Below are 26,931 nucleotides of genomic sequence, written 5' to 3' on the forward strand. Positions count from 1 at the left end.
CGACGGCGATGCTGCTGAACCTGCTGATGTTCGGCGTCGCCGCCGTCGCCGCCTGGCGCATCGCCGCGCCGCCCTTCCCGGCCGAACGCACGGCCGGCGCTGGCTGGTTCGCCGATCTGACGGCCGGCCTGCGCGCCAAATGGGGCGTGCCACTGGATCGCTGGTGGACCCTGGTCGGGGCCTTGATGATGGTGTTCCTGCTGCCGGCCACCGGCCTGCTGCTGCCGCTGCGCCTGCAGTCGCTGGGTCTGTCGGCGCTGTGGTTCGGTGCCTGCGCGGCGGCCCTGTCGCTGGGCCTGCTGGTTGGGGGTGGCCGGCGTGGCCGACGCACTGATCGCCCGCCTGGGCCGGCTGCGGGCGATCTTTGCGGCCGTCGGCGTATGCGGCGGCGCCGCCGGCGCGATCGGCCTGTGCGACTGGGCGCCCGGCCTGCTGCTGCTGTTCGCGCTGATCGGCCTGAGCATGTCGGTCACCCAGCTGGTCGGCCAGACCCACCGCCTGCTGGCGATGCCGGAAGACTTCCGCGCCCGCATGACGGCCGGGCAGATGGCACTCGCGCAGCTGGCCGCCGCGGCAGCCCCGGCACTGGCCGGCGTACTGCTGCTGCATTGGCCGGTGGCTCAGGTCTATCTGCTGCTGGCGGCGGGCTTTCTGCTCAGCGGCGCGCTGCTGCTGGCGGTGCCTGAGCTGCCACGCTTTCTCCTGCTGGACCATGCCGAGGTGAGGAACTGGTACGAGCGTCAGCACCCCGAGGCCTTCGCCAGAGGGCGCTGACGAATCGCCGGGCCTCGGCCGGCTTCAGCAGCAGCGCTTGCCGGCGGTCTTGCTGCTCAGCGTCGGCGGGTTGTCCTGGCCCGGTGGGTTCAGCGGCAGATACTCTTTCTCGGTCGCGGCGGTCACCAGGATCAGGCCCTGGCGCAGCTTGTCGTGGGTGACGTCGATGGTGGCCATATAGACCGGCGCCAGCAGGCGCTGCACCTTGCGCTTGGACAGGCTCAGATAGCCGAAGCGCAGGCCCTCGCGGCACTCGAAGTCGATCGGGCTGTCCTGCTTGCCGCGCTGCAGCTCGAACTTCGCCTGCAGCTGGCTCAGCAGCTGGCGCACCGCGCGCTCCGGGTGCAGCGGCTTGGCGCGGTCCAGCGCTTCGCCGCCGGGGCTGCGCAGCAGGGTCGAGAGCATGTCGAACTCGCCGTTGCCGGCAATCTGCAGCGCCGCCGAAGCCGGGCCCAGCACCGGGATGCCCTCGATGTGATGCCGGAACGCACCTATCGCTCGGCACAGCACCGGCTCGCTCTGATGACCGCTGCGATCAGTGGCGGCCGCCTTGATCTGCCACAGCCGCTCGAAGCTCAGCGTCTCGCCACGCCCCAGCGCGTCATGCAGGCCCAGCGACTGCAGCAGCTTGGCCGTGTGATCGGCGAGCTGCTGCTTGGGCTGTGCCTCCTTGAACAGCGCCTCCATCGGCGCCAGCCCGCTGCTGAGCTTGACGGCGCCGCTGGCGTGGTAGAGCACGGCCCGGGCACCCTCGGGCAGACGCACCAGCGTGTGGTCGTCGAAAGTCTCCCACTGGCCGCGCTCGAAGTTCTGGTCGCAGGCCTCGCTGCGGCCCTTGAGCAGCTTGCGCAGGCGGCGCTGCTGATCGTCGACCGAGCTGCGGCGCAGCTCCAGGATGGCCAGCTCGGCGGGCAGCTCCTGCTTGAAGGACGAAGCCAGCGATTCCATCAGTTGATTGATGTCCATGATGTTGATGTCCGGTGAAAGGGTTGTTGAACGCGTCAGCCTTTGGGGCTCAGCCCTCGGTCCAGCGCCACAGCAGGCAGGCCTGGCGGCTTGGCGGCAGATCGGGCACGACGCTGCCATGGCCCCACAGATGGTCGCGGTTGAGCGCGCTCAGGTCCCAGCGGATGTTGCCGTTGTTCCAGGTGGCGGCGTCGCCGACGCAGACGGTGATCGGGTGGTTGTCGACGGCCCAGTCGGAGACGCCGTCGTGCCAGGCATGCGAGACGGTGTCGCCATGCACCAGGTTGTGGGCCACGTCCTCGCCGCACTCGTCGGTGGTCCAGGCGTCATACATGTTCTCCCAGGCGCCGCAGTAGATGTGCAGGCCGCCGAAGATGTTCCACAGCCCGGCCACATTGTTGCGGTCCACCGTCTTGCAGGAATAGGCCATCACCCATTCGGCATTCCAGTTCTCGCCCAGCTGCCAGTCGCCCGAGAAGGTGAACCAGCCGGTCTGCGGCGTGTCGTAAAGCATCAGGGCCTGGCCGTCGGCGGTGTGGTTGCCATGGGTCTCGATCCAGAACAGATCGACATCGTCGACCCAGCTGCGATCACCGCCGCCGCGGTCGTTGTCGCGGATGTCGGTCTCCCAGCAGTCGGTATTGGCCCAGTAGAACGCGCGGCCGTGGCCGGCGCTGCGCAGCTTGCTGTCGAAGCCGTTGGCGCGGTTGAAGGTGTAGGTCAGGTCACTCGATGTGGTCACGCCGGCGGCGCGGGCGTGGTTGCAGTAGCGAATGGCTTCGATGCCGAATCTGGCCATGATTGCCTCCTTGAGGGTAGCGGCCGGCAGGAGCGCCGGCTTGCTGTGCAGACTAGGCAGCGGGCCAAGTCCGCTCAACGATCAAGCTGGGGGGGACCCGGCTTCTAGGGGCCTGGCTCTCATCAGCCTGCAGGACGGAATGCCGCGATCGGGCCGGGCGCGCCGCGCCACTCCCTTGTTCATCGGATGCGATGCGCCGGGCCCAGACCTAGTGTCCGACCAGGCCGAGCGCGGATCGGCAGGGAGTCGCAATGAGCACGGAATCCAGATGGGGTGGCAGCGGGCTGTTGAGCAGCGGCTGGCTGGCGGCGGTGCTGCTGGCGGCCGGCGCCTTCGTGCTGCGCGAGCCGCTGCTGCAGAGCACGCGGCCGGCCGCCAACGAGCCGCGCATCGAGCAGCGCTTCGCGGCCCAGGATGTCGACGCACGGCTGTGGCAGGACCCGCTGGGTGCGGTGATGCGCGCCCGCGAAGAGCGTGTGCGCAAGCTCGGTCGGGCCGAGCAGCAGGCGCTGGAGCGCCAGCAGCAAGGCCTGGCCGCCTTCCAGCAAGAGATCGCCGCCCGCCTGCCGGCGGGCGACCCGGTCGGCCGCATCATCGTGCTGGCGGCGATGGTCTCGGGTGGCCCCTATGCCGAGTCGGTCGAGAGCCGGCGGCGCATGCGCTATGCGGTGCTGGCGGCGCTCAATGCGGCCGACTACGCGCCGGCCGACACCGAGCACCTCGGCTACTTCCTGCCGCAAAACCAGCCGCCCCGCACGCTGCCCGAAGCCGTGCCCTACGAGTGGTTCAAGCCGCTGCCGGGCCGCCAGCCCGTGGCCCACCCGGTGCTGGTGCTATGGCTGGACAACGGCCCGTTCTATGAAAAACCGTTCGACACCTGGCGCGATTTGCTTCGCCAGCTTGAGCCCGATGCGTCGATCACGCGGCCCTCGCGGCTGCTGTGGCGCGTGCTCGGGCCGATGGGCTCGGACGGCCTGCACGCGATGATCCGGCAAAGCGAAGACAAGCACTTCCAGGCGAACCACTTCGAGGGCTGGGACCTGCGCTTTTACTCGCTGGCCGCGACAGTCTCCGACGCCAAGCTGCTGGAGGACACCTGGCGCGCACGCAACGAGAGTCTGAGCGACTATTTCCGGCGCAAGGGCATCACGCTGCTGCGCACCATCGGCGACGACAAGTCGCTGGCCGCCAGCCTGGTGACCGAGCTGGGCCTACGCGGGCTGAAGACGCGCGCCAGCCCCGAGCCAGGCGGCAATGGCGAGGCCCGCCAGGAACGCTACCGCAAGATGTGCCACGTCAGGGCGCAGCGCGCCGACTCGCCGCACCAGATCGCCATCGTCGCCGAATGGGACACCTTGTACGGCCGCAGCCTGCGGCGCGAGTTCCGCATCGCCGAGGACGACGACAAGGGCTTCTGCGTCAACCGCTTCCACTACGTCCGCGGCCTCGACGGCCAGATGCCCGAACACGGCAGCGCGCCATCGGCGAGCGGCGGCGCGAAGGACGGCGGCGCGGCCAAGGATGCCGAGCGCCGCAGCGACGGCAGCTTCATCGAGCGAGCCGAGGGCCAGAGCCAGTACGACTATCTGCGCCGGCTGGCGGCGCGGCTGCGCGAACGTGACCGCGAGCTGCGCGCCGGCAGCGTCGACGGCGCCGGTCTGCGCGCCATCGGCGTGCTGGGCAACGATGTGCACGACAAGCTGCTGGTGCTGCAGGCGCTGCGCGCGGACTTCCCGCACGCGCTGTTCTTCACCACCGATCTGGACGCGCGCTTTCTGCATCCGCGCGAGCAGCCCTGGACGCGCAATCTGATCGTGGCGTCCAATTTCGGCCTGCGCCTGACGGACGGGCTGCAGGCCGGCACACCGCCGTTTCGCGACAACTACCAGACCTCGGCCTTTTTCTCGACCCGGCTGGCGCTCGACGACCAGACGGGCGCCAGCCGCGTCGGCCCGCAGCAGCTGGCGCGCTGGCTGGGCCAGCCCCGCATCTTCGAGATCGGGCGCAGCATGGCCTTCGACTTCAGCGCGCCGGCGCAGGCCGGCAACGACGAACGCCGCGCCTGCCGCGGCAGCCAGCTCGCCGCCTGCGCCGACATCCACCCGCCGGGCTCACCGCGCTACCCCCATATCTCGCCGCTGGTGCTCTCGCTGCTGGCCGGCGTGCTGGTGCTGCTGGTCTGGCTGCCGCCGCTGGCGCTGAACCGTGCCCTGCAGCGCAGGCTGCGGCGCTTCGCCACCCATCGTGGCGGTCCATGGCCGGCCTGGCTGCGTCAGGCCGTGCTGGCCCTGCTGCTGATGCTGCTGCAACTGGTGCTGCCGGTCGTGCTGGCGCATCAATGGCCGGGCTTCGCCGATTGGCTGACCCGGGACGGCAAACCGATCAGCTTCAGCGAGGGCATCAGCTTGTGGCCAACCGAAGCCATCCATCTGCTGACCCTGCTGCTGTGCCTGTACCTGGTGTTCCGGGGCTGGACCGCGCTGACACGCAATCTGGACCGGCTCAGCCTGACCCTGCATCTGGGCCAGACCCGGCGCCGGCTGGTGGCCGAGCAGGCGCGCGAGGACGCGCGGCTGAGCCTGCGCTGCCGGCTGGCCCATGTGTTCACGCTGCGCGGACCCAGCGAGCCGGACAGCAGTCATCCGGCCGCGCTGCGGGCCGGGCGGATGACCGCCGGCCGGCTGGCGCTGTGGCGCCACTTCATCGTGCAGAACCGCACCGGCTCGCGCTTTCTGCGCAGCCTGGCCTGCACGGTGCTGGTGCTGGCCGTCGGCCTCGCGCTGCACACCGGCCTGGCCGAGCCCTCGGGCGCGCCGCAGCGCGGGCCGGTCTCCAGCTCGGTCCATCTGCTGCTGGCGATTGCCGCCATCGTGCTGATGAACTTCCTGGTCTTCTATGTCGCCGATGCCACGCTGATCTGCCTGCGTTTCGTGCGCGAGCTGCGGCCGGGTCGCGCCAACTGGCCGGACCGCGCCATCCAGTTCTTCGGCCGCCAGATGGGCATCACCAAGCCCGAGGTGGTCGATCATTGGATCAATCTGCAGTTCATCGCCCAGCGCACGCGCTGCGTGACCGGGCTGATCTACTACCCCTTCATCGTGCTGTCGCTGCTGCTGCTGTCGCGCAGCCAGTTCTTCGACAACTGGCAGATGCCGACGATGGCCCTCGCGATGGCCTTGTTCGATATCGGCGTCGTGCTGCTCAGCGCGATCTGCCTGCGCCGTGCGGCCGAGAAGGCGCGGCGCCAGGCCCTGACGGCCGTCGGCGACTGGCTGCTGCAGGCGCACGCGCCCGATGCCCAGGCGCTGCCGGCGCCGCGCCAGCTGGAGCTGCTGCGCGAGCGCATCAAGACGCTCGATGAAGGCGCCTTCGCACCGTTCTCGCAGCAGCCGCTGCTGAAGGCCGTGCTGCTGCCCTTCGCGACGCTGGGCGGCTCCAGCTTGCTGGACTTCCTCGCGATGGCGAATATCTAGGGCCCGGACCTCAGCCCTTCGAGGCCAGCCGCAGCCGCGCCTCCAGCTCCTTGGTCGCGGTGATGTCGACAAAGGTGATCACCGCGCCGTCGATGACGTTGTCGAGGCGCCGGTAGGGCATGATGCGCACCGAAAACCAGCGCTGCTCGCTGCTCAGGATCTGCTTCTCGGAGAACACCAGGGTGCGCAGCGTCTCGTGCGCGTCCTCGTGCAGATCGGGGTACTGCAGGCTGGTGGTCAGGTCGCTGAGCGGCCGGCCGATATCGCTGTCGCGCAGATTGATCAGCTTGGACGCCCGCTCGGTGAAGCGCCGCACGTTCAGGCCCTGGTCCAGGAACAGCATCGCGATATCGGTGCTGTTGAGCAGATTCCTCATATCGCTCTGCGCCAGCGCCAGATCGTCGAGCTTGGTCTGCATCTCGGCATTGACGGTCTGCAGCTCCTCGTTCATCGACTGCATCTCCTCCTTCGAGGTGGTCAGCTCTTCGTTGGCCGACTGCAGCTCTTCGTTGGTGGACTGCAGTTCCTCGTTGGCCGACTGCAGCTCCTCCTTCGTCGCCCGCGCCTCCTCGCGCAGCGCCTGGATCTCGTCGCGGCATTGCTGCAGCTCGGCCGAGGCGTCCGGGGCGGCCGGGGTCTTGCGCCGGCCGCGGCCGGCCGGCGGCGCGGCGACATCGCGGTACACAATCATCCCCATGCCCTGCAGCACCCCGGGCTCGCGCACCGCCTGCACCGTCACATCGACCGTCTGAACGCCGGGCGCGGTCGGCAGTTGCAGGCCGCGCAGCAGCACCGGCTCGTCCTGCAGCGCCACCTGGCGCAGCGCCTCGCTGACCGGCGCGCGCAGGCCCTCGCGCACCATCGCATGGAAGTTCCAGTTGGCCTTGCCGGCGGCCGGTTCCAGATATTTTCCGGTGCGGCCGCTGATGTAGACGATGTCGCCGGCCGGGTTCACCACCACGGCCGGCGGCGCATGCACCTGCAGCAGCAGATGGTCGGCCGCCACCTGCAGGCTCTCGGGATGATCAGGGCCCGCAGCGGGGGATTGGCTTGAGCGCACGGCGGACTCCTGGCTGAGCTTGGACAGAGGGGGGAAGGAGGTCATCATGAATTCGCTGCCGGCAAGGGCATGGTCCTGGCGCAGGTACAGACGCAGCTTGGAGTCGATCGCGCCGAACAGATGGGTGAAGCGCCCCACCGTCTCGGAGCTGCCCAGCAGCAGCACACCGCCCGGCCGCAGGCTGTAGTGGAACAGCGGCAGCAGGCGCCGCTGCAGCGCCGCGTCGAAGTAGATCATCAGATTGCGGCAGCACAGCAGGTCGAGCTTGGTGAACGGCGGGTCCAGCAGCACATCATGCTGCGCGAACAGCACGCTGTCGCGGATGCTCTTGCCGATGCGGTAGCCGCCCTCATGCGCGGTGAAGAAGCGCGCCAGCCGCTGCGGCGAGAGCTGCTCGCGCAGCGTGGCCGGGTACTGGCCCCGGCGCGCGCTGCCGATCGCGTCCGGGCTCAGGTCCGACGCGAAGATCTGCAGGCTGCAGCCGCGGTGCTGCGGCAGGCGCTGCACGACTTCGGCAAACACCATGGCCAGCGAGTAGGCCTCCTCGCCGGTCGAGCAGCCGACCACCCAGGCGCGCAGCTGGGTCTGGCCGGCGCGGCGCGCCAGCAGCTCCGGCAGCGTCTGCTCGGCCAGCTGCTGCCAGACCGGGCCATCACGGAAGAAGTGGGTCACCCCGATCAGCAGCTCCTTGAACAGCAGCTCCACCTCCTGCGGGTTCTCGGCCAGGAAGTCCGCATAGCCGGCCAGGCTCGTCAGCGCGTGGATGGCCATGCGCCGCTCGATACGGCGATGCAGGGTGCTGGGCTTGTAGAGCGAGAAGTCATGCCGGGTGTGCTGGCGCAGCAGGCCGAAGATGCGCGGCAGATCGCCGGGCTGGGCGGCCGGCGCCGGCTCGCGCGCCAGCCACGACAAGATGCGACCCGGCAGCTCCTGCGGCGGCGCCACCAGCGCGACACAGCCGGCGGCGATTGCGCTTTTGGGCATCGCATCGAACTGCGCGGTCTCTGGCGTCTGCGCGGCGCCCAGCCCGCCCACCGCATGCACGGCCTGCAGCCCCAGCGTGCCGTCGGCCCCCATGCCCGACAGCACCACCGCGATGGCACGGCGCCCCTGCTCGCGGGCCAGCGAGGAGAACAGCACATCGATAGGCAAACGCAGGCCGCGCGGCTCCGAGGGCGGGGCCAGCTGCAGCCGGCCGGCCACCACGCTCAGCTCGGTGTTGGGGCCGATCACATAGACGCTGTCGGGCGCGATGCGCTGCTGCGCCTCGGCCTGGCGCACCGGCAAGGCGGTCACCCGCTGCAGCAGCTCGGGCAGCAAGGCCTTCTGGGTCGGATCGAGATGCTGGACCACGATATAGGCCAGGCCGCTGCGCGCCGGCACCTGGGCCAGGAACTGCTCCAGCGCCACCAGCCCGCCGGCCGACGCACCCAGGCCGACGATNAAGGCGGTCACCCGCTGCAGCAGCTCGGGCAGCAAGGCCTTCTGGGTCGGATCGAGATGCTGGACCACGATATAGGCCAGGCCGCTGCGCGCCGGCACCTGGGCCAGGAACTGCTCCAGCGCCACCAGCCCGCCGGCCGACGCACCCAGGCCGACGATGCGGGGGCAGGCGGGCTGGGGCGTGGTGTCCGGTGGACTCATCAAGGTGCAGTCAGGGCAGGCAGGAGGGCGCGCCGAGTATCCCCCGGCGCCCGCTGCCTCAGAGCGGCGGCAGCAGGCGCTCGCACTCTCGCCGCAGCACCCGGTAGCACTCGCAGGCCCGCGCCTCCAGGCCCAGGCGGTCCAGCACGGTGATATGGCCGCGGCTGCCCTCGATCAGACCCAGCTCGCGCAGATGGCCGGTGGCCTCGCTGACGCCCTCGCGGCGCACGCCCAGCAATCCGGCAATGGTTTCGTGGGTGATCACCATCTCATTGCCGCTCAGGCGGTCCAGGCTCAGCAGAAGCCAGCGGCACAGCTGCTGCTCCAGCCCATGGCGCCGGTTGCACACCGCCGTCTGCGCCATCTGCGTGATCAGGGCCTGGGTCGAGCGCAGCAGCAGCTGGGTCAGCGCGCCGCCGCGATGGAACTCCGCCAGCAGCGGCACCGCCTTGATGCGCCAGGCCTGGCCGGCGCATTGCACAAAGGCCCGGCCCGGCATGCTGCCGCCGCCCATGAACAGCGCAACGCCGACCACCCCCTCGTTGCCGACGACCGCGATCTGCGTCGCCGCCCCGTTCTCGGTCGGGCACAGCAGGCTGACCACGGCACTGACCGGGAAGTACAGATATTTCAGATCCAGGCCGGGCTCCTGAATCACCTGGCCATAGCGCAGCAGCACCGGCTCCAGATCGGGCCGCAGGCCTTGCTGCTCGGCCTCGCTGAGCGCCGCCAGCAATCGGTTGACCGGCGCCTCAGGCGCGGAGGTTTGTGAGGATTCCGGCAGCGGGCGGGAGAGTGCATGTCCCATCGTGGGTCGGCCTGCCGGCCGCTCAGGCGCGCGGCACAGCTGCCAGCAGGGGCGGCGCACGCAGGCCGGCAGCGTCCATCAGTGCCTGCAGCGCATCGCCGCGCTGTTCGGCGCGGCGCAGGGTCTCGCCGAGCTCCAGCAACTGCTGCTCCATCTGCTCATGCTGCAGATCCAGCTCCACCTGATGCACCTGCAACTCGTGCAGCAGCTTCAGCGCGTCGGCCGCGCTGGCCGGATCGCTGGCCAGGCGGTGCAGCAGGCTCAGCGCCTGCGCACTGCTGCTCCAGCCCAGGGTCTTGGGTGCCTGGCCGCCTTGCAGGCGTGCCTCGGCATGCTGGCGCAACTCTGAAAGCTTGCTCGGGTCAACGGCATGCATGGACATTTCGTCCTCCCTGGGATTGCGTCGCACGAGAGCGCTGATAGTAAGCCCAAAGACCGCTCAAACCGCTGGGCCGCCCAGCTGCGCCTTCAGATACTTCAGAAAGGCCTGGGCCGCATGCGAGAGCGTGCGGCCCATCAAGGTCTGCACGACGATATTGCGCAGGTCCAGGCCGCGGTCGCGCAGGCGCACGCAGGCCAGCTCGCCGCGGTCGACCTGGTAGCGGATCGAGATCTCGCCCGAGATCGTCACGCCCTCCTCCTGGTGGCGCAGAAAGCCGAACAGGCTGCCGATGTAGTTGCTGGTCAGGACAGGCGCGACGCTCAGGCGCTGGCGGCTGCAGGCGATGTCGAAGAGCTGACGCACCGTCGTGTCCTGCTCGGGCAGCGCGATCGGATAGGCCAGCAGCTGGGACAGGCCGAGCTGCTTGAAGCGCGTCAGCGGATGGCCGGCGCGCATCACCGCCAGCACCGGCGAGGGCTGCGAATGCTCGACCTTCAGGTCCTTCTCGGCGCTGCGGCTCATCGTGATGCCGATGTCGGCATCGCCCTGCAGCACGCGGCGTGTGGCCTCGGCCGGCGGGTCGACCGAGAGATGGAACTGGATGCCCGGATGCTGGCGCGAGAAGTCGGCGATCAGGCGCGGCATGAACTCCATCGAGAAGCCCTCGGTCGAGGCCAGGTGCACGCGGCCGCGCTGCATGCCCTTGAGCGCCTGGATGTCGTGCACCGCGCGCTCGGCGTCGTGGGCCGACTTCAGCGCGTGCACGGCCAGCACCTCGCCGGCCGCGCTGGGCACCATGCCGCGCGCATGGCGGTCGAACAGGCTGGCGCCCAGCAGGTCCTCCAGCTGGGCGATATGGCGGCTGATCGAGGAGCCGGCGACGTTCAGGCGCTGCGAGGCCTCGCTGATCGATCCGCAGCGGACCACCTCAAGAAAGTAGCGCAGTGCGGTGTCCTGCAGCTGGCGGGCAAGGAGGGGATTGTTGGACATCAGGGTTAACGCTTGCCTTGCCTTTTCAGCATCGCAGGCCTCGAAATTTGGAAATGGCGCAAAGCTCGCGCTGCCCGCATTCTTGCCGACATCGCGATGTTTTTCGCCCGGACTGACGAAGGAATCGACCGCCATGCGCCTGACTGCTATCGCCGCCCTCCTCATGTGTTCGTCGCTTGCTGCCCACGCGGGCAAGGCCAACGACACCCTGGTCTACGCCTCGGACAACGAGGTCGAGAACGTCAGCCCGTATCACAACAATATGCGCGAGGGCGTGATCCTGGCGAACATGGCCTGGGACACGCTGATCCATCGCGACACCAAGACCGGCGAGTACAAGCCGCAGCTGGCCACCGCCTGGAAATGGGAGTCGCCGACCGCGCTGCTGCTGACCCTGCGGCCCGGCGTCAGCTTCCACAACGGCGACAAGTTCTCGGCCGACGATGTGGTGTTCACCTTCAACACCGTGACCGGCCCCGACGCGAAGATCGCGACGCGCCAGAACACCGACTGGATCAAGGACGTGGTCAAGCTCAGCGAGACCCAGGTGCGCATCAACCTGAAGACGCCCTTCCCGGCCGCGCTCGAATACCTGGCCGGGCCGACCCCGATCTATCCGGCCGCCTACTTCAAGAAGGTCGGCCTGGAAGGCTTCAGCAAGGCGCCCATCGGTACCGGCCCCTACAAGATCACTGCGGTGACACCGGGCCAGGGTGTGACCATGGTCAAGAACAGCAGCTACTTCAAGGACAGCCCGCTGGGCCAGCCGCAGATCGGCACGGTCAAGTTCGTCGTGATCCGCGACCCGGAGGCGCGCGCGGCCCAGCTGATGACCGGTGCGGTCGACTGGATCTGGCGCGTGCCGGCCGACCAGGCCGAGTCCTTCAAGGTCATGCCCAAGATGAGCGTGCTCAGCGGCGAGACCATGCGGGTGGGCTTCCTGTCCATCAACAACAATGGCACGACACCGGAGAGCGCGCCCTTCAAGGACCCCCGCGTGCGCCAGGCCCTGAACCATGCGATCAACCGCAAGGGCATGGCTGACAACCTGGTGCGCGGCGGCAGCCAGCCGGTCTACGCGCCCTGCTTCCGCACCCAGTTCGGCTGCGACACCACGAGCGTCGTCAAGTACGACTACAACCCCGCCAAGGCCAAGGCCTTGCTGGCCGAGGCCGGCTATGCCAACGGCTTCGACACCGACCTCTGGGCCTACCGCGAGCGCGACTATGCCGAGGCCATCATCGGCGATCTGCGCAAGGTCGGCATCCGCGCGCGCCTGCACTTCGTCCAGTACCCGGCGCTGCGCAACGAGCTGCGCTCGGGCCGCGCGCCGCTCTCCTTCCAGGCCTGGGGATCGTTCTCGATCAACGACGCCTCGGCCTTCGTCGGCAACTACTTCAAGGGTGGCCCCGACGACACCGCCAAGGACCCGCAGACCATCGCGCTGCTGCAGACCGCCGACGCCACCGTCGACAAGGCCGAGCGCAAGACCAGGTACGCCAAGGCGCTGCAGCGCATCTCCACCGAGGCCTTCTGGGCCCCGATGTTCTCCTACTCGACCAACTACGCCTTCAGCTCCGACCTCAAGTTCGAGGCCCAGCCGGACGAGCTGCCGCGCTTCTTCAAGGCGAGCTGGAAGTAAAGAGCCACCAAGCCGGGAGACCGCTGCCATGCTGATCTACATCCTGCGCCGACTGCTGGTGGCCTGCAGCGTGATGCTGACGGTCGCCGTGCTCAGCTTCATGCTGCTGCACCTGTCGGGCGACCTGGCCACCGCGATCGCCGGGGCCGAGTCGACCTCGGCCGACATCGAGAAGATACGCGTGCAGTACGGCCTGGACCGGCCGATCACGACGCAGTTCTTCGACTGGCTGAGCGCGGCGGCGCGGCTGGACTTCGGCCGCTCCTTCTATTTCCAGAACACCGTGATGGAGCTGATCGGCGAGCGCCTGCCGATCACTTTGAAGCTCGGTGCGGTGGCCCTGCTGCTGGCCGTCGCGGTGGCGATCCCGCTGGGCGTGCTGGCCGCCATCTACCGCGACAGCTGGGTCGACCGCATCGCGCTGATGATTGCCGTCGTCGGCCAGGCCATGCCGAACTTCTGGTTCGCACTGACCCTGATACTGATCTTCGCGGTGGGCCTGCAATGGCTGCCGGTGGCGGGCAACGAGAGCTGGCTGCACTTCGTGCTGCCGGCCATCGCCTTGGGCTATTACGCGATGCCCTCGCTGATGCGGCTGACGCGCGCCGGCATGCTGGACGTGCTGGGCTCGGACTACATCCGCACCGCCCGCGCCAAGGGCCTGAGCCCGGCCCGCGTGATCTTCAAGCATGCGCTGCGCAACGCCATCATCCCGGTGGTCGCGCTGGCCGCGGTGGAGCTGGGCTTCATGCTGGGCGGCTCGGTGGTGATCGAGTCGGTCTATTCGCTGCAGGGCCTGGGCCAGCTGGCCTGGGACTCGATTGCACGCAACGACTATCCGGTCGTGCAGGCCGTCGTGCTGATCATCGCCAGCTTCTACATCGCGCTGACCTTTGCCGCCGATGTGCTGAACGCCGCGCTCGATCCGCGCATGCGCACCAAGGAGTAAGCCACCATGACTTCCACCACTCAAACACTGCCTGCGCCCCTGGCCAAACCGGCGCTGCCGCGCTGGTTGCGTCGCGTGCTCGGCCATCACGGCCTGACCCTGGGCGCCATCATCCTCGGCGCCATCGCACTGGCCGCGCTGTGCGCGCCCTGGATCGCGCCGCATGACCCCTTCGCGCAGGACATTAGCCAGCGCCTGATTCCGCCGGTCTGGCATGAGCGCGGCTCCTGGGAGCACATGCTGGGCACCGACAAGCTGGGCCGCGACTATCTGAGCCGGCTGCTGTACGGTGCGCGCGTCTCGCTGCTGATCGGCCTGTCGGCCGCGCTGATTTCGGGCCTGATCGGCACGACCATGGGCCTGCTGGCCGGCTACTTCGGCGGCAAGGTCGACGCGGTGGTCAGCTACATGATCACGACGCGGCTGGCGATGCCGGTGGTGCTGGTCGCGCTGGCGATGAGCTCGCTGGTGGGCGGCTCGCTGCAGGTGGTGATCGTGCTGCTGGGCCTGCTGCTGTGGGACCGTTTCGCCATCGTCACCCGCTCGGCCACCCAGCAGCTGCGCGACGCCGAGTTCATCGCGGCCGCCAAGGCCCTGGGCGCGTCGACGCCCTACATCCTGCTGCGCGAGCTGCTGCCGAATCTGATGGGCGCGCTGACCGTGGTCACCACCTTGGAGATGGCCCACGCCATCCTGCTCGAATCGACGCTGTCCTTCCTGGGTCTGGGCGTGCAGCCACCGACGCCCTCCTGGGGCCTGATGGTGGCAGAAGGCAAAGCCTATATGTTCTTCCAGCCCTGGGTCATCGTGATCCCGGGCCTGGTGCTGGCGCTGCTGGTGCTAGCAATCAATCTGGTCGGCGACGGCATCCGGGACATCACGGCCCCCGATGGCCGCAACTGAGGAGCGAGGGATGAGCGACGTTCTGTTGGACGTAAAAAACCTGCGCGTCGACCTGCCCACCGAGCGCGGTCTGCTGCACGCGGTGCGCGGCATCGACTTCCAGGTGCGGCGCGGCGAGATGCTGTGCCTGGTGGGCGAATCGGGCTGCGGCAAGTCGATGACCTCGCTGGCGCTGATGGGCCTGCTGCCGCGCAAGGCGCAGCGCAGCGCCGATCACATCCGCTTCGCCGGCCAGGACCTTCAGCGGCTCAAGGAGCGCGAGATGGCGCGGCTGCGCGGTGAGCGCATCGCGATGATCTTCCAGGAGCCGATGACCTCGCTGAACCCCTCCTACACCTTGAGCGACCAGCTCTGCGAAGCGCTGCGCGCGCATCGCAAAGTCAGTGTCGCCCAGGCCCGCGAGCGCGCGGTCTATCTGCTCGAGCGCGCCGGCGTGCCACAGGCGGCCGAGCGTCTGGGCCAGTATCCGCACCAGCTCTCCGGTGGCCTGCGCCAGCGCGTGATGATCGCGATGGCGCTGATGTGCGAGCCCGAGCTGATCATTGCAGACGAGCCCACCACGGCACTGGATGTGACCATCCAGGCCCAGATCCTGCGGTTGATACGCGAGCTGCAGCAGGAATTCGGCACCGCGGTGGTCTTCATCACCCATGACCTGGGCGTGGTCGCGCGCATCGCCGACCGGGTGGCGGTGATGTATGCCGGCCAGATCGTCGAGACCGCGCCGGTGGCCGAGCTGTTCGCCCGGCCGACGCACCCCTACACCCGCGGCCTGCTGGGCTGCATCCCGGTGCGCGGCAAGACGCTGCCGGGCAGCCGGCTGCAGTCGATCCCCGGCGTCGTGCCCAGCCTGATCGGCCCGGTCGAGGGCTGCGCCTTCGCGAACCGCTGCCCGCAGGTGCAGGCCCTGTGCCAGCAAACGCCGCTGAATGTGCCGCTCAATGAGCGACACGCCGTGCGCTGCGTGTCGGCCCGCCCCGATCTCGCCCCGATTGCGGAGGCCGCATGATCGAAGCAAATGACATCGCGCTGGAACTCTGCGCGCTGAGCCGGCGCTTCAAGCTCAAGCGCGGCCTGTTCCGCGCGCCGGGCGTGATCACTGCGGTGGACAACATCTCGCTGCGCATCCGCCGCGGCGAGACGCTGGGCCTGGTCGGTGAATCGGGCTGTGGCAAGAGCACGCTGGCCAAGATCCTGCTGGGCCTGCTCAAGCCCAGCGCGGGCAATGTGCTGGTCGACGGCAAGGAGGTCAATTCGCGCGAACGCCGTGCGCTGGCCCGCCGCATCCAGCCCATCTTCCAGGACCCCTACTCGTCGCTGAACCCGCGCCGCACCGTGGCCGACAGCGTCGGCGTGCCGCTGCGCCTGCACCGGGTCGGCACGGCCGCCGAGCAGCAGGCCAGCGTCAAGAAGATGCTGGACCTGGTCGGCCTGCCCGAGCGCACACACGGCCAGTACCCCAGCCAGCTCTCCGGTGGCCAGCGCCAGCGGGTGGCGATTGCGCGCGCCCTGGTGCTGCGGCCCGACATCCTGATCTGCGACGAGCCGACCTCGGCGCTGGACGTCTCGGTCCAGGCCCAGATCCTGAACCTGCTGATGGACCTGAAGGCCGAGTTCGGTCTGACCTATCTCTTCATCAGCCATGACCTGGGCGTCGTCGAGCATCTGGTCGACCGCGTGGCCGTGATGTACAAAGGCCAGATCGTCGAGCTCGGCCCCCGCGAACAGATCTTTGACCGCCCGGCCCATGCCTACACCCGCATGCTGCTGGCCTCGGCGCTGACGCCCGAGCCCGGCCTGGGCATCCCCGATATCGACCGCGTCGCGGTCGCCTGAATGATTTCACCGAAGGAGACTCCGCTCATGAGCCGCGAACAAGCCATCGCCCAGACCCTCGCCACCTTCGACGATGGGCGCTTCCTGCAGACGCTGGCGCGCCGCGTCGCCTACAAGACCGAAAGCCAGGACCCGGCCAGCGGCCCCATCCTGCACGCCTACCTCAGCGAGGAGATCGCGCCCTATCTGCAGACCCTGGGTTTTCGCTCGCGCATCGTCGAGAACCCAGTCGCCGGCAAGAGCCCCTTCTTACTGGCCGAGCGCCTCGAACCCGATGCCGCCTTCACGGTGCTGAGCTATGGCCACGGCGATGTCGTGCGCGGCTACGACGCGCAGTGGCGCGAAGGCCTCAAGCCCTGGGATGTCGTCGTCGAGGGCAATCGCTGGTATGGCCGCGGCACGGCCGACAACAAGGGCCAGCACAGCATCAATCTGAGCGCGCTGGAGCAGGTGCTGGCGGTGCGCGGCGGCACGCTGGGCTACAACGTCAAGATCATTCTGGAGATGGGCGAGGAGGACGGTTCGCCCGGGCTCAACGAGGTCTGCGCCTTGCATGCCGAGCTGCTGAAGGCGGATCTCTTCCTGGCCTCGGACGGCCCCCGCGTTGCGGCCACCAAGCCGACGATGTTCCTCGGCTCGCGCGGCGTCTTCAATTTCGACCTGCACCTGAAGCTGCGCGACGGCGGCCATCACTCGGGCAACTGGGGCGGCCTCTTGCGCAACCCCGGCATCCGCCTGGCCCACGCCATCGCCAGTCTGGTTGACGAGACAGGCCGCATCCTGGTGCCGGGCCTGCTGCCGCCCGAGCTGCCGGCCAGCGTGCGCAGCGCGCTGAAGCTCATCGAGGTCGGCGGCGGCCCGGACGATCCCGAGATCGACCCGGACTGGGGCGAGCCCGGCCTGACCCCCACCGAACGCGTGATCGGCTGGAACAGCCTGGAGGTCTTGGCCTTCACCTGCGGCAACCCGACGATGCCGGTGCATGCGATTCCGCCGACCGCGCGCGCGCACTGCCATATGCGCTATGTGGTCGGCAGCGAGCCGGCGCAGTTCCTGCATCACATTCGCGAGCATTTGCTGGCTCACGGCTTTGACGATGTCGAGGTGCGCGGCACCGATGTTCATATGGCCGCGACAAGACTTGACCCCGATGACGCCTGGGTGCGCTGGGGCCTGGCCTCGATGGAGCGCAGCAGCGGCAAGACGCCGGCCCTGTTGCCCAATCTGGGCGGCTCGCTGCCCAACGATGTGTTCTCCGAAACCCTGGGCCTGCCCACGCTGTGGGTGCCGCACTCCTATGCCGCCTGCTCCCAGCACGCGCCCAACGAGCACATCCTGGCCGACCTGAGCCGCGAGGCGCTGCAGATCATGGCGGGGATGTTCTGGGATCTGGCCGAGCAGGGGCCGGCGGTGATGAAGGAGCGCCAGGCCGCCCTCGCGGCGCTGGGGTGACGGGGCCGAGCTGCCGGTCTCGTGCCGGCGCTAAGCGAACACATCCACACGCATGGCCCCGCCCTGGTGCTGCTGCATCAGTGTCAAGGCCCGCTGCAGCATCTGTTGCTGCGCCTTCTCGTTGTGCTGCTCGGCCCAGCTGATGCCGTCCTGCGCGAGTTGCATGAAATCGACCCGCTCCTGATCGTCAAGCGTCGCGGCAGCGCCCGAGACCGGCATCTTCAGTGTCATGCCCAGAAACCCCGAGCTGTCGCTCAAGGACATCTCGCCGCTCTTGATCTGCGCGTTCATCCAGTCGAACAGCTCGGCCCTGCTCATGCGGCTGAAGTCGGCCTGGTTCGCCGCCGGATTCTCTGTACCGGGTGAGGTCGGCGCGGCCGTGGCCGATGCGGGTGACGCTGCCGCTCGCGTGGGCATCGCCGTGCGCTGAGCGGCTTGGGCGTATGCCGGCGTGGTGTCGATTCTCATGATGGGTCTCCCTGCTAGCGCATCCGTCCAGACGATCAGTCGGAACCGGCGAGCGAGCCGCTTGCTGCGACTGCGCGACTTTTCCCCTGGCCTTGCCTGCCGCAGTATTCAGCATCCCGGCCGGCCCATGGCCCGAAGAGGCGGCGGGATTGCCGTCCTTTTCGCTGCGGCTGTGCAGTGCGGCTAGGCCGTGACCGCCGCGCTGCCACAGTAGCGGCCCCGACCGGCCGCCTTGGCCGCATAGAGCGCCCGGTCGGCCTGGTTCAAGAGACTGTCGAGCGATTCCTGCGGCAGGGCCAGATGGCCGCCGACGCTGACCGACAGGCGCAGCGCATGGCCCTGCTCGTCGCGCAGCTCGGTGGCCGCTGCCACCGCCGCGCACAGGCGCTCGCCCAGCGCATCCAGGGCCTCGGCCGTGGCGCCTTGCAGCAGCACGACAAACTCGTCGCCACCCCAGCGGGCCGCCACGTCATAGGGGCGGATCTGCGACTGGATGCTGCGCGCCACCAGCTTCAGCGCCGCGTCGCCGACCGCATGGCCATGGCCGTCGTTGATGGCCTTGAAGCAGTCGACATCCAGCCACAGCAGGCCGAGCCGGCCGTGCTCGCGCCGCGCCCGCTCCAGCTCGGCGGCCAGGCGCTCGCTCATGCCGCGGCGGTTGAAGAGCTCGGTCATCGGATCGATCTTGGTCAGCCGGTCCAGCGCGGCCGTGCGCTCGCTGACCTTGTGCTCCAGCTCGCGGCGCGCCTGCAGCACCGCGCTGGCCATGCGGCCGAAATGCTGGATCAGCCGGCGCACCTCGCCGGCGCCGCGCCGGTCCAGCTGCGGGCTCGGGTCCTGGCCGTCGGCGACGCGGGCCATCGCCCGGTCCAGGCTGCCCAGCGGCGTCAGCACCAGCCGGTTCAGCACCAGATTGAACAACAGCAGCGCCACCAGCATGCTGCCGATATAGAGGCCCAGGATGCCATAGAAGTAATGCGGCGGCAGCAGCACGTCCAGGTCCAGCAGCGTGATCTCATACCAGTCGATCTCGGCCACATGGGCGATGCCGGCCAGATGCCGGCGGCCGCCGATCTGCACAAACACCGAGACCACTTTTTCGGGCCGCGCCTCGGCGCTGCGCATTGCCGCGCGCACCGCGGCCTGATCGGCCGCGCGCTCGAACAGCAGGTTCAGGCTCTTCTTCTGCGTGCCCTGGCGCTTGCTGACCGAGGCGAAGTCGATCAGCGTCTGGTCGCGGTGCAGCTGGATCGCACCGGCATGGTCGACGAACAGGCTGGTGATGCCAGGCGTCCCCTCCTCCACCACATTGCGCAGGAACTCGCTCAGATCCAGGCCGGTGCCGGCAATGCCCAGCACCTGCTCGCCGTCGCGCATCAGCACATCGATCCACAGCTTCACGACGCCCAGCTTGGCATCGGGGCTGACGTTGATGTGCATATCGCGGTTCATCCGTATCAGATCGAAGAACCAGGCATGGCTGGGATCGCGCGGATCGAGCGTGTAGCGCAGCTCGCGGCCCGCGTACTCGTTGGCGGCGTTGTTGTGGAAGTAGTGGCCGCTGCCGGCCATCGCGACGAAATAGCTCTTGTCGCCGAAGTTGTGCCGGTAGCTCTCCATCTCGGCGATGGCCTCACGCAGGCGCTGCGCGTCGCCGGGGTGGCGGGCCAGCTCGCGCAGCCGCGACGAGGCGGCCAGCTGGCGCGACAGCGCGATCTCGCGCAGCAGCGGCTGCAGCGTGCGGCTCTTGTCGTAGAGCACCTGCTTCTCGGCATAGCGCACCGCCCATTGCTCGACGATGCCCTCGGCCAGCATGCGCACCGACCACCAGACGCCCACCGACGAGATCAGGGCCAGCACCAGGGTCAGAAGCAGGAAACGAGGTTTGAGATTCATTGACTCGACGAGTCAGGCCCAGCGCCTGCGCTCGCGCGAGCCTAGCGCAAGTCGGGCCGGCGAGGCTGACAAAAGCTGACCGATCAGCGCAGCGCGCTACTGCACCCGCAGCCCCTCGACAAAGGCATAGCCGAAGCCGCGCAGCGTGCGCAGCGGCGCCTCGGCGCCGGTGGCCACGGCAATCTTGCGGCGCAGCCGGCTCAGCACCGTCTCGATGCGCCGCTCGTCATACAGCAGCCAGTCCTCGCCCAGGGCCTCGACCAGCTCGCGCCGGCTGGCGCGGCGCAGCGGCGCGCGCGCCAGCGTCGCCAGGATGCAGGCCTCGACGGCATTCAGCGGCAGGGGCTCGCCCGGGCCGGCCGGCAGGCGCAGTTCCAGCTGATGCAGGTCGAGCACCCAGGCCGGCAGCTCGCTGAGCCGCAGGCGACGCTCCAGCGAGCGCAACACGGCCAGCAACTCCTCGGCATCGACGGGCTTGCACAGATAGTGGTCGGCGCCGCCCTCATGGCCGGCCAGACGCTCGCGCAAGCTGGTGCGCGCCGTCAGCATCACGATGCCCAGCTGCGGCCGGCTGGCCCGCAGCCAGCGCGCCAGCGCCAGGCCGTCCTCGTCCGGCAGGCCCAGGTCGAGCACCAGCATCTGGGGCTGGAAGCTCGCCAGCAGCGCGCGGCAGCCGGCAGCATCGGCCGCACCCTCGGCGTCGAAGCCGGCATGGCGCAGCTGGAACAGCACATCGTCCAGCAGATCGGGGTTGTCTTCGATGACCGCCACGCGGCTCATGGCTCGCCCTCCAGCGGCAGGCTCAAGGTAAAAATGCTGCCGCCGCCCGGTCGGGCCGACAGCCCGACCTGGCCACCATGCAGCAGGGCGATCCGGCGCACCAGATACAGGCCCAGACCCGAGCCGGCCACACCGCCGACGGCGGGGCCGCGGGTGTAGCGCTCGAACAGGCGCGCGGCCAGCTCCGGCGCTATGCCCGGGCCCCGGTCGCTTACCGCGAACTCGACCCGGCCCCCGTCCGAGCGCAGACTCAGCCCGACCTCGGCCGGCGAGTACTTCAGCGCATTGCCCAGCAGATTGCCCAGCGCCGTGGCCAGCAGGGTGCGGTCGGCGTGCAGCTGCGCTGCGTCGGCAGGCAGGTCCAGGCGCAAGCGGGCCTGGCCCTCGCTGGCCTCGGCCAGCTCGGTGCACAGCACGGCGGCATCGAAGCGGCTGCGCCGCAGGCCGAACTGCTCGTCGTCGAGGCGGTCCTGGTCGAGCAGTTGCTGCAAAAGCTGCTCGATGCCGGCGACGCCGCGACGGATGCGCCGGTGTCGGCGCTCGACCTCCTCGGAGGCGCTCGGCATGAGCTTTTGCAAGGCCTGGGCGGCGCCGGCGATCATGCTCAGCGGCGTGCGGATCTCGTGCGACAGCATGGCGATGAAACGGCTTTGCTCGCGCCGTGCCGCGCGTTCATGGGCATGTTGGCGCAGCGCCTGCTCGGCCCGCTCGCTGGCCTCGCGGTGCGCCGCCTCCAGGCCCTGGCGCCGCAGCAGCACCACGATGCCGAAGGCCGCCATCGTCAGCAGGCTGCCGATCTGCGAGCTGTAGAGCAGCCAGAGCTGGCCCGGCGCTACGCCCAGCAGCAGCAGCACGATGGTGAACACGCCGGACAGCGAGATCAGGTGCGCCAGCGCCAGCATGCGGCTGCCGGGCCGGCCGGCGCGCCACAGCCACAGGCTGCGCCCGAAGCCGACCAGCGTGGTCAGCAGGGTCAGCTGGAACAGCGCGCCGGCCACCTCGGTGTAGAGGCCCAGCGCCGGCGCCAGCAGGCCCAGGCCGTAGGCATAGAGGGCCAGACGGTTGAGCCACCAGATCCAGCGCCCCGGCCCCTCGCGCCGCAGCTCCAGCGCATGGCGGTAGAACCAGTTGGCCGCCAGCCCCGACAGCAGCGTTGCATAGGAGGTGGCCTGGTCGGCCAGGCCCGCCCAGGCCTCGGGCAGCCACAGGCTGTGCAGGCCGTTGATGCAGGACATCAGCAGCAGCAGGCTCAGCAGCGACACCAGATAGGCCCGGTGCAGCAGGTCATGGCGCCAGACCCCTTGCCAGAAGCAGAAGGCGCACAGCGACAGCAGCAGGCCGTAGTAAAGACCGAAGGCGCCCAGACGCAGGCCGTTGGCCGCGGCGAACTCGGCCGGCGTGCGCGCGGCCAGCAGCAGCAGCGAGCTGCTGCTGGTCTCCAGGCGCAGCCACAGCGTGCGGCCCGCGATGGCCTCGGCGCTCAGGCGGAAGACAAAGCCGGTGCTGGCGAGCTCGCGCCGGCCATCGGACCGCTGCGGCCGCTGATCCCCGGCGCGGCGCTCCTGCAGCGCGGCGCCCGCACGCTCGGGCGCATACAGGCGCAGATCGTCCAGATAGGGCGGCTGCACCTCCAGCCAGACCTCGCCGCCAGACGGCGGCACATCGACGCGAAAGCGCAGCCAGTGCGGCTGTCGGGTATAGCCGGCAGCAAGACCGCCGGCCACCGGTCGGAAGTCGCGCTGGCGCGCCGGCGCGCTGACGCTGGCCAAGGTCTCGCGGCCCAGCGGGTCGGCCAGCACGGCCAGCTCGCGGATCTGCAGAGGCTGGGCGGCGGCCGGCAGCGCCAGCAGCAAGACCAGCCATAAGCAGGGGTGCAGCAGGCGGCGGGCCAGACTCACAGGCACACGCCGGCCTGCGGGCACAGATTCGAATTCATGGCTTGCTCCTCACTCCTCCTCACCCGGTCGTTGCCGAGCCGGCGCGAGCTTAACGGATGATCTCCAGCCCCGGCCTACACTGGCCCCGCCACACCCATCGTCACAGCGCTCGCGAGCGAGCGGGCAGACCAGCAAGGAGCGTCCCGATGACAGAAGCCGCGGCCCCAACCCCAGCGCACAGCAAGCCATTGCGCCGCCGCACGCTGATGCGGCTGAGCCTGGTCACCGCCGGCCTGCTGCTGCTGGCGCCGCTGGCCCAGGCCGCCTCGGCCGCGCCGGTGGCCGCCGAGAACGGCATGGTGGTCTCGGCCCAGCATCTGGCGACGCGGGTCGGCGTCGATGTGCTGAAGGACGGCGGCAATGCGATCGACGCGGCGGTGGCCGTGGGCTATGCGCTGGCCGTGGTCTATCCGGCCGCAGGCAATCTGGGCGGCGGCGGCTTCATGACGCTGCAGCTGGCCGATGGGCGCAAGACTTTCCTGGACTTCAGGGAGAAAGCGCCATTGGCCGCGACCGCGAATATGTACCTCGACAAGGACGGCAACGTCATCAAGGGCCTGAGCACCCACGGCCATTTGGCCGTGGGCGTGCCCGGCAGCGTCTCGGGCCTGGAATTCGCGCGCGAGAAGTACGGCACGATGAAGCGCCCCGCCCTGCTGGCGCCGGCCGTCGCACTGGCCGAGCAGGGCTTTGTGCTGAACCAGGGCGATATCGAGATGCTGCGCACCGCCACCGCCGACTTCCGCAAGGACCCGGCCTCGGCGGCGATCTTTCTGAAGAAGGGCGGCGAGCCCTTCGAGGTCGGCGACAAGCTGGTGCAGCAAGACCTGGCACGCACACTGAAGGCGATCAGCTCCCAGGGTCCGGCCGGCTTCTACAAGGGCGCGGTCGCTGCGGCCCTGGTCAAGAGCAGCCAGAGCGGCGGCGGCATCATCACGCAGGCCGATCTGGACCAGTACACGACCCGCGAGATGGCACCCATCGAGTGCGACTACCGCGGCCTGCGCGTGATTTCGGCGCCGCCGCCCAGCAGCGGTGGCGTCATCATCTGCGAGATGCTCAACATTCTGGAGGGCTACCCGCTGAAGGACTGGGGCTTCCGCTCGGCCCAGGCGGTGCACCACCAGATCGAAGCGATGCGCCATGCCTATGTGGACCGCAACAGCTATCTGGGCGACCCCGACTTCGTCAAGAACCCGATCGCGCGGCTGACCGACAAGGCCTATGCCGCACAGATCCGCGCGGTGATCGACCCGAACAAGGCCGGCGTCTCCAAGGACATCAAGCCCGGCGTCGCACCGCACGAGGGCAGCAACACCACGCACTACTCGATTGCCGACCGCTGGGGCAATGCGGTCTCGGTGACCTACACCTTGAACGACTGGTTCGGAGCCAAGGTCACGGCCGCCGGCACCGGTGTGCTCTTGAACAACGAGATGGACGATTTCACCGCCAAGATCGGCGTGCCCAATATCTACGGCCTGGTGCAGGGCGAGGCCAATGTGATCGCCCCGGGCAAGCGCCCGCTGTCGTCGATGAGCCCGACCATCGTCAGCAAGGACGGCCAGCCGGTGATGGTGGTCGGCACGCCGGGCGGCAGCCGCATCATCACGGCCGTGCTGCACTCGCTGCTCAATGTGATCGACTACGGCATGACGGTGCAGGAGGCGGTCGATGCGCCGCGCTTTCACCAGCAGTGGCTGCCGGACCTGACCAATATCGAGCCCTTCGCGCTCTCGCCCGACACCCGCGCGCTGCTCGAAGCCAAGGGCCACAAGCTCGGCGCGCCACAACCCGCCAACCACATGGCCGCCATCCTGATCGGCGCCCCCTCGCTGGGCGGCAAGCCGGTCGGCAAGAACCGCTTCTACGGCGCCAATGATCCGCGGCGCAATAGTGGCTTGGCGCTGGGGTATTGAGCGGGGAGCCGCGACTGACTCGGAGCGGCTTGGCCGGGCTGGGCTTGTTGATCGCAGGCGATGGGGTGAAGGTCTGCTTGCCCGGGCGGCGCTTGATCGCAAGCGGTTCTTCAGACACAGTTCGGCCCCAACTTGTGGGGTCTCACGGGTCTACCTGCCTGCCCTGCATGGCGGCGCTGATCGCCATCTCGCTGGACCGGATCAGCAGTTCGTCCCCTTTGTGCTGGCGCAGCCGCAGGGCCTCGCCGAGCACCTGTAGGGCGTGCGCCTTGTCGCCGGCCTGCAGCAGAGCTTTGCCGGTGTGATGAAGCGCGAAGTCCTCGAGATCGGCGAGCGCCGGCGTGCTACGCACGGCCGCGAGGGCCGCTGTAGCCTCGCTGACCGCTTCGGCCGGCCGGTCCAGCTCCTGAAGCACCTGGACCAGCCTGAGCCTCGACACGACGAGCGGGCGCGCAGGACCATTTGCTTGCGTGCGCAGCGCATCACGGAGCAGGCACTCTGCCGACGCGGCGGCGCCGGCAGTCGCGAGCATGAACGCGGCCATGCTCTTCTTGGAAGCCGCATCGCCAGCGTCCTCGCCTTCCTCGCCGCAGCGCGCCAGATCCATCGCGATCACTCGCATGGTCGTCGGATCGAGAGCGACCGCACGCAGGCTCACCGGATCGATGCCGTACTCGGTGCCGGGCCCTGCAATGGTGAAGACGAGTGGAGGCATGAAGCGCAGAAGTATTTGGGGGAGATCCCCTTCCCTGCGGTGGAAGGCTCCGCCCTCGGTAGATGCATTTCTCGACCTGAGCATCGCTCGCATGAATGCGACGGCGACGCCAGCTGTGTTTAATTTTTGCGCGCCGAAACGTGGCGGGCGAAGTTGTCCAGGATTGCCTGCCAGCCCGTGCGCTGATCCTCCTCGGAGTGGCTGTCCTCGCTGTCGAATGTCACCGTGACCGTGACGCCGGCGGGGCCTTCCGAAAACTCTACCGATCCGACGCGCCCGCCAAATGTGTACTCGAGGAGTTTGTGCGGCGTGACCTGCGTGTACTCGCCTTCAAAGTCGAAGCCAAAGGAGCCGTCCTTCGCCTCCATGCGAGATGAGAACTTGCCGCCCACACGGAGATCGACTGTGGACGCCGTGGTGTGCCAATCTGGGGACGCAGTGTTCCAAATCTTGATGTCGTCGGGCGAGCTGTACCTGCGCCAGACCTCAGCGATGGGGGCTGCGACGACGGTGGACACGGTGATTTTCATTGAAGCTCCAAGGAGTGGGACGCGGGTTGTGAAGTCTCATGTTCGAACCAACCGGATCACTGCTGCGAAACGGTCTGGCCCGCCGTAGCGAGTCCGGTGCTCGAGCGATGGGCTAGACCGCGCGTCAGTTCGTGATGTGGATGGTGCTCTGGCCCGCTTGAGGGCATGCTGTCTCTTGCTGTTGAACGATTGCGTTCAGCCACGCCGTTAGGCGTCGGCTGGAACTGCGGGTTAGCCAGCATCAGGCGATCCATGACTACAAAGCTTTCGTGTGCCTGGTGAGCACTTCCTGCAACGCCGTCCATTCCTGCGTGCTGGCAAAGAAGCTGCGCGGCAGGAAGAAGGCGCAACGTGGTGCATAGAAGACCAAGACAAGATCACTAGACATGCGGAAGCCCAGCAGCTTTTCCCAAGGCAAAACAGTGTTGCTTGCCTCTGTTTTCCACTCGATCCCTTGTTGACTGACTTGCCCTGAAATGGAGCCGTGGAGACGAACATAGTTTTGCCATGCGCGGCGCCGGCCATACCACGTAAGAAGCAGGCATGCGACAAAGACACCCAGGCCCCAGACCAGGTCGGGAATTGCGCGCACGGGATTGGCAAACGCCTCGCCCCACCCAATCCCGAGAGCGAGAAAAGCTAGCAGGCAGGTCGGAGCAAAAACGTACCAGCGGGACCAAACGGGAAGCAAGGCGCTTTGAACCCGGCTGAACTGTCGCGCGTCGATGGTTCCGGAGAAGGAAGCTTGGGCAGAACTCATGTACCGATCTAATGGCTAGACAAGATGGCTTCGTGAACTCGGGCGGCCCGACCCCTGCGATGTCGTAGGTTGCAGGCACGGGGCCTGCAGAGCTACACCAAGGCACCCGGCGGAAGGGCCGCCGGGGCGTTGCAAGTTTGCGAGGAATCGGGCCATGGGGAGCAAATCTAACAGCATCTTGTTTGTCGGTCTGGACGTCCACAAGGACAGTATCGACATCGCCACGGCAGAGGCGCCGCGCGATGGTG

Annotated in this window: 23 protein-coding genes; 9 read left to right on the top strand and 14 right to left on the bottom strand. The window is 68.5% G+C overall.

From position 1 onward, the window contains the following. Positions 1-211 (bottom strand): hypothetical protein (locus tag PO768_RS19890; RefSeq protein WP_272647437.1); only part of this gene is annotated, 211 nt, incomplete at its 3' end. A 107-nt stretch (positions 212-318) separates the two neighbouring features. Between PO768_RS19890 and PO768_RS19895 the strand changes: the two genes are divergently transcribed. Next, positions 319-774: an MFS transporter gene (locus PO768_RS19895; protein WP_272647438.1), complete on the top strand. Its 456-nt coding sequence runs from the start codon at positions 319-321 to the stop codon at positions 772-774. Positions 775-798: 24 nt separating this feature from the next. Here PO768_RS19895 and PO768_RS19900 read toward each other — a convergent pair whose 3' ends face one another. Together PO768_RS19900 and PO768_RS19905 are read right to left on the bottom strand one after the other, a co-directional pair. Next, on the bottom strand, positions 799-1,740 hold the full coding sequence (locus PO768_RS19900) for a hypothetical protein (protein WP_272647439.1): 942 nt from the start codon (positions 1,738-1,740) through the stop codon (positions 799-801). Positions 1,741-1,789: 49 nt separating this feature from the next. Then, the gene (locus PO768_RS19905; protein ID WP_272647440.1) at positions 1,790-2,539 is read right to left on the bottom strand and encodes a DUF6345 domain-containing protein; all 750 of its coding nucleotides are present in this window, start codon (positions 2,537-2,539) and stop codon (positions 1,790-1,792) included. Positions 2,540-2,790: 251 nt separating this feature from the next. On the opposite strand from PO768_RS19905, the gene PO768_RS19910 reads away from it, so the two are divergent. Further along, positions 2,791-6,012 (top strand): hypothetical protein, encoded by a 3,222-nt coding sequence (locus PO768_RS19910; RefSeq protein WP_272647441.1) that lies wholly within the window; start codon positions 2,791-2,793, stop codon positions 6,010-6,012. Between the two features lie 10 nt (positions 6,013-6,022). On the opposite strand, the gene PO768_RS19915 is transcribed toward PO768_RS19910, so the two are convergent. Genes PO768_RS19915 through PO768_RS19930 form a run of 4 tightly spaced genes read right to left on the bottom strand, consistent with a single transcriptional unit; the run spans position 6,023 to position 10,896 of the window. Continuing rightward, complete coding sequence (locus tag PO768_RS19915; RefSeq protein WP_272647442.1) at positions 6,023-8,716, bottom strand: chemotaxis protein CheB; 2,694 nt, start codon at positions 8,714-8,716, stop codon at positions 6,023-6,025. Positions 8,717-8,774: 58 nt separating this feature from the next. After that, positions 8,775-9,524, bottom strand: coding sequence for a Crp/Fnr family transcriptional regulator (locus PO768_RS19920; protein ID WP_272647443.1), 750 nt, complete (start codon positions 9,522-9,524; stop codon positions 8,775-8,777). A gap of 22 nt (positions 9,525-9,546) precedes the next feature. Continuing rightward, a complete protein-coding gene (locus PO768_RS19925; protein ID WP_137945163.1) occupies positions 9,547-9,906 on the bottom strand; it encodes a hypothetical protein in 360 nt (119 codons plus the stop codon). 57 nt (positions 9,907-9,963) lie between these two features. Continuing rightward, complete coding sequence (locus PO768_RS19930) at positions 9,964-10,896, bottom strand: LysR family transcriptional regulator (RefSeq protein WP_137945162.1); 933 nt, start codon at positions 10,894-10,896, stop codon at positions 9,964-9,966. Positions 10,897-11,059: 163 nt separating this feature from the next. On the opposite strand from PO768_RS19930, the gene PO768_RS19935 reads away from it, so the two are divergent. The 6 genes from PO768_RS19935 to PO768_RS19960 are packed head-to-tail and all read left to right on the top strand — an operon-like array spanning position 11,060 to position 17,678. Continuing rightward, positions 11,060-12,538, top strand: a complete 1,479-nt coding sequence (locus PO768_RS19935) for an ABC transporter substrate-binding protein (RefSeq protein WP_272647444.1) — start codon at positions 11,060-11,062, stop codon at positions 12,536-12,538. Positions 12,539-12,566: 28 nt separating this feature from the next. Next, positions 12,567-13,487: an ABC transporter permease gene (locus PO768_RS19940; RefSeq protein ID WP_272647445.1), complete on the top strand. Its 921-nt coding sequence runs from the start codon at positions 12,567-12,569 to the stop codon at positions 13,485-13,487. 6 nt (positions 13,488-13,493) lie between these two features. Beyond that, positions 13,494-14,390: an ABC transporter permease gene (locus PO768_RS19945; protein ID WP_272647446.1), complete on the top strand. Its 897-nt coding sequence runs from the start codon at positions 13,494-13,496 to the stop codon at positions 14,388-14,390. Between the two features lie 10 nt (positions 14,391-14,400). Then, positions 14,401-15,399 carry an ABC transporter ATP-binding protein gene (locus tag PO768_RS19950; RefSeq protein WP_272647447.1) on the top strand — a complete coding sequence of 333 codons (999 nt, stop codon included), beginning with the start codon at positions 14,401-14,403 and terminating at the stop codon, positions 15,397-15,399. Beyond that, positions 15,396-16,226: an ATP-binding cassette domain-containing protein gene (locus PO768_RS19955; protein WP_272647448.1), complete on the top strand. Its 831-nt coding sequence runs from the start codon at positions 15,396-15,398 to the stop codon at positions 16,224-16,226. The genes PO768_RS19950 and PO768_RS19955 overlap by 4 nt, the downstream gene beginning before the upstream one ends. Positions 16,227-16,253: 27 nt before the next feature. Next, the gene (locus PO768_RS19960) at positions 16,254-17,678 is read left to right on the top strand and encodes a M20 family metallopeptidase (protein ID WP_272647449.1); all 1,425 of its coding nucleotides are present in this window, start codon (positions 16,254-16,256) and stop codon (positions 17,676-17,678) included. 30 nt (positions 17,679-17,708) lie between these two features. Here PO768_RS19960 and PO768_RS19965 read toward each other — a convergent pair whose 3' ends face one another. The 4 genes from PO768_RS19965 to PO768_RS19980 all read right to left on the bottom strand — a co-directional run bounded on the left by PO768_RS19965 (position 17,709) and on the right by PO768_RS19980 (position 22,720). Further along, the gene (locus PO768_RS19965) at positions 17,709-18,146 is read right to left on the bottom strand and encodes a hypothetical protein (protein ID WP_272647450.1); all 438 of its coding nucleotides are present in this window, start codon (positions 18,144-18,146) and stop codon (positions 17,709-17,711) included. 183 nt (positions 18,147-18,329) lie between these two features. After that, a complete protein-coding gene (locus tag PO768_RS19970) occupies positions 18,330-20,042 on the bottom strand; it encodes a GGDEF domain-containing protein (protein WP_272647451.1) in 1,713 nt (570 codons plus the stop codon). Between the two features lie 96 nt (positions 20,043-20,138). Continuing rightward, positions 20,139-20,822: a response regulator transcription factor gene (locus PO768_RS19975; RefSeq protein WP_137945153.1), complete on the bottom strand. Its 684-nt coding sequence runs from the start codon at positions 20,820-20,822 to the stop codon at positions 20,139-20,141. After that, positions 20,819-22,720, bottom strand: a complete 1,902-nt coding sequence (locus PO768_RS19980) for a sensor histidine kinase (protein ID WP_272647452.1) — start codon at positions 22,718-22,720, stop codon at positions 20,819-20,821. The genes PO768_RS19975 and PO768_RS19980 overlap by 4 nt, the downstream gene beginning before the upstream one ends. Before the next feature lie 245 nt (positions 22,721-22,965). On the opposite strand from PO768_RS19980, the gene ggt reads away from it, so the two are divergent. Beyond that, positions 22,966-24,678 carry a gamma-glutamyltransferase gene (ggt, locus tag PO768_RS19985; protein WP_272647456.1) on the top strand — a complete coding sequence of 571 codons (1,713 nt, stop codon included), beginning with the start codon at positions 22,966-22,968 and terminating at the stop codon, positions 24,676-24,678. A 142-nt stretch (positions 24,679-24,820) separates the two neighbouring features. On the opposite strand, the gene PO768_RS19990 is transcribed toward ggt, so the two are convergent. From PO768_RS19990 to PO768_RS20000, 3 genes are all read right to left on the bottom strand, one after another. Next, positions 24,821-25,393, bottom strand: coding sequence for a hypothetical protein (locus tag PO768_RS19990; RefSeq protein ID WP_272647453.1), 573 nt, complete (start codon positions 25,391-25,393; stop codon positions 24,821-24,823). A 119-nt stretch (positions 25,394-25,512) separates the two neighbouring features. Next, positions 25,513-25,923 (bottom strand): SRPBCC domain-containing protein, encoded by a 411-nt coding sequence (locus PO768_RS19995; RefSeq protein WP_272647454.1) that lies wholly within the window; start codon positions 25,921-25,923, stop codon positions 25,513-25,515. 256 nt (positions 25,924-26,179) lie between these two features. Next, a complete protein-coding gene (locus tag PO768_RS20000; protein WP_272647455.1) occupies positions 26,180-26,683 on the bottom strand; it encodes a YcxB family protein in 504 nt (167 codons plus the stop codon). Between the last annotated feature and the right edge of the window lie 248 nt (positions 26,684-26,931).

The organism is Paucibacter sp. XJ19-41, assembly GCF_028462495.1.
In the GTDB taxonomy this organism is placed as follows: Bacteria; Pseudomonadota; Gammaproteobacteria; order Burkholderiales; family Burkholderiaceae_C; genus Roseateles_E.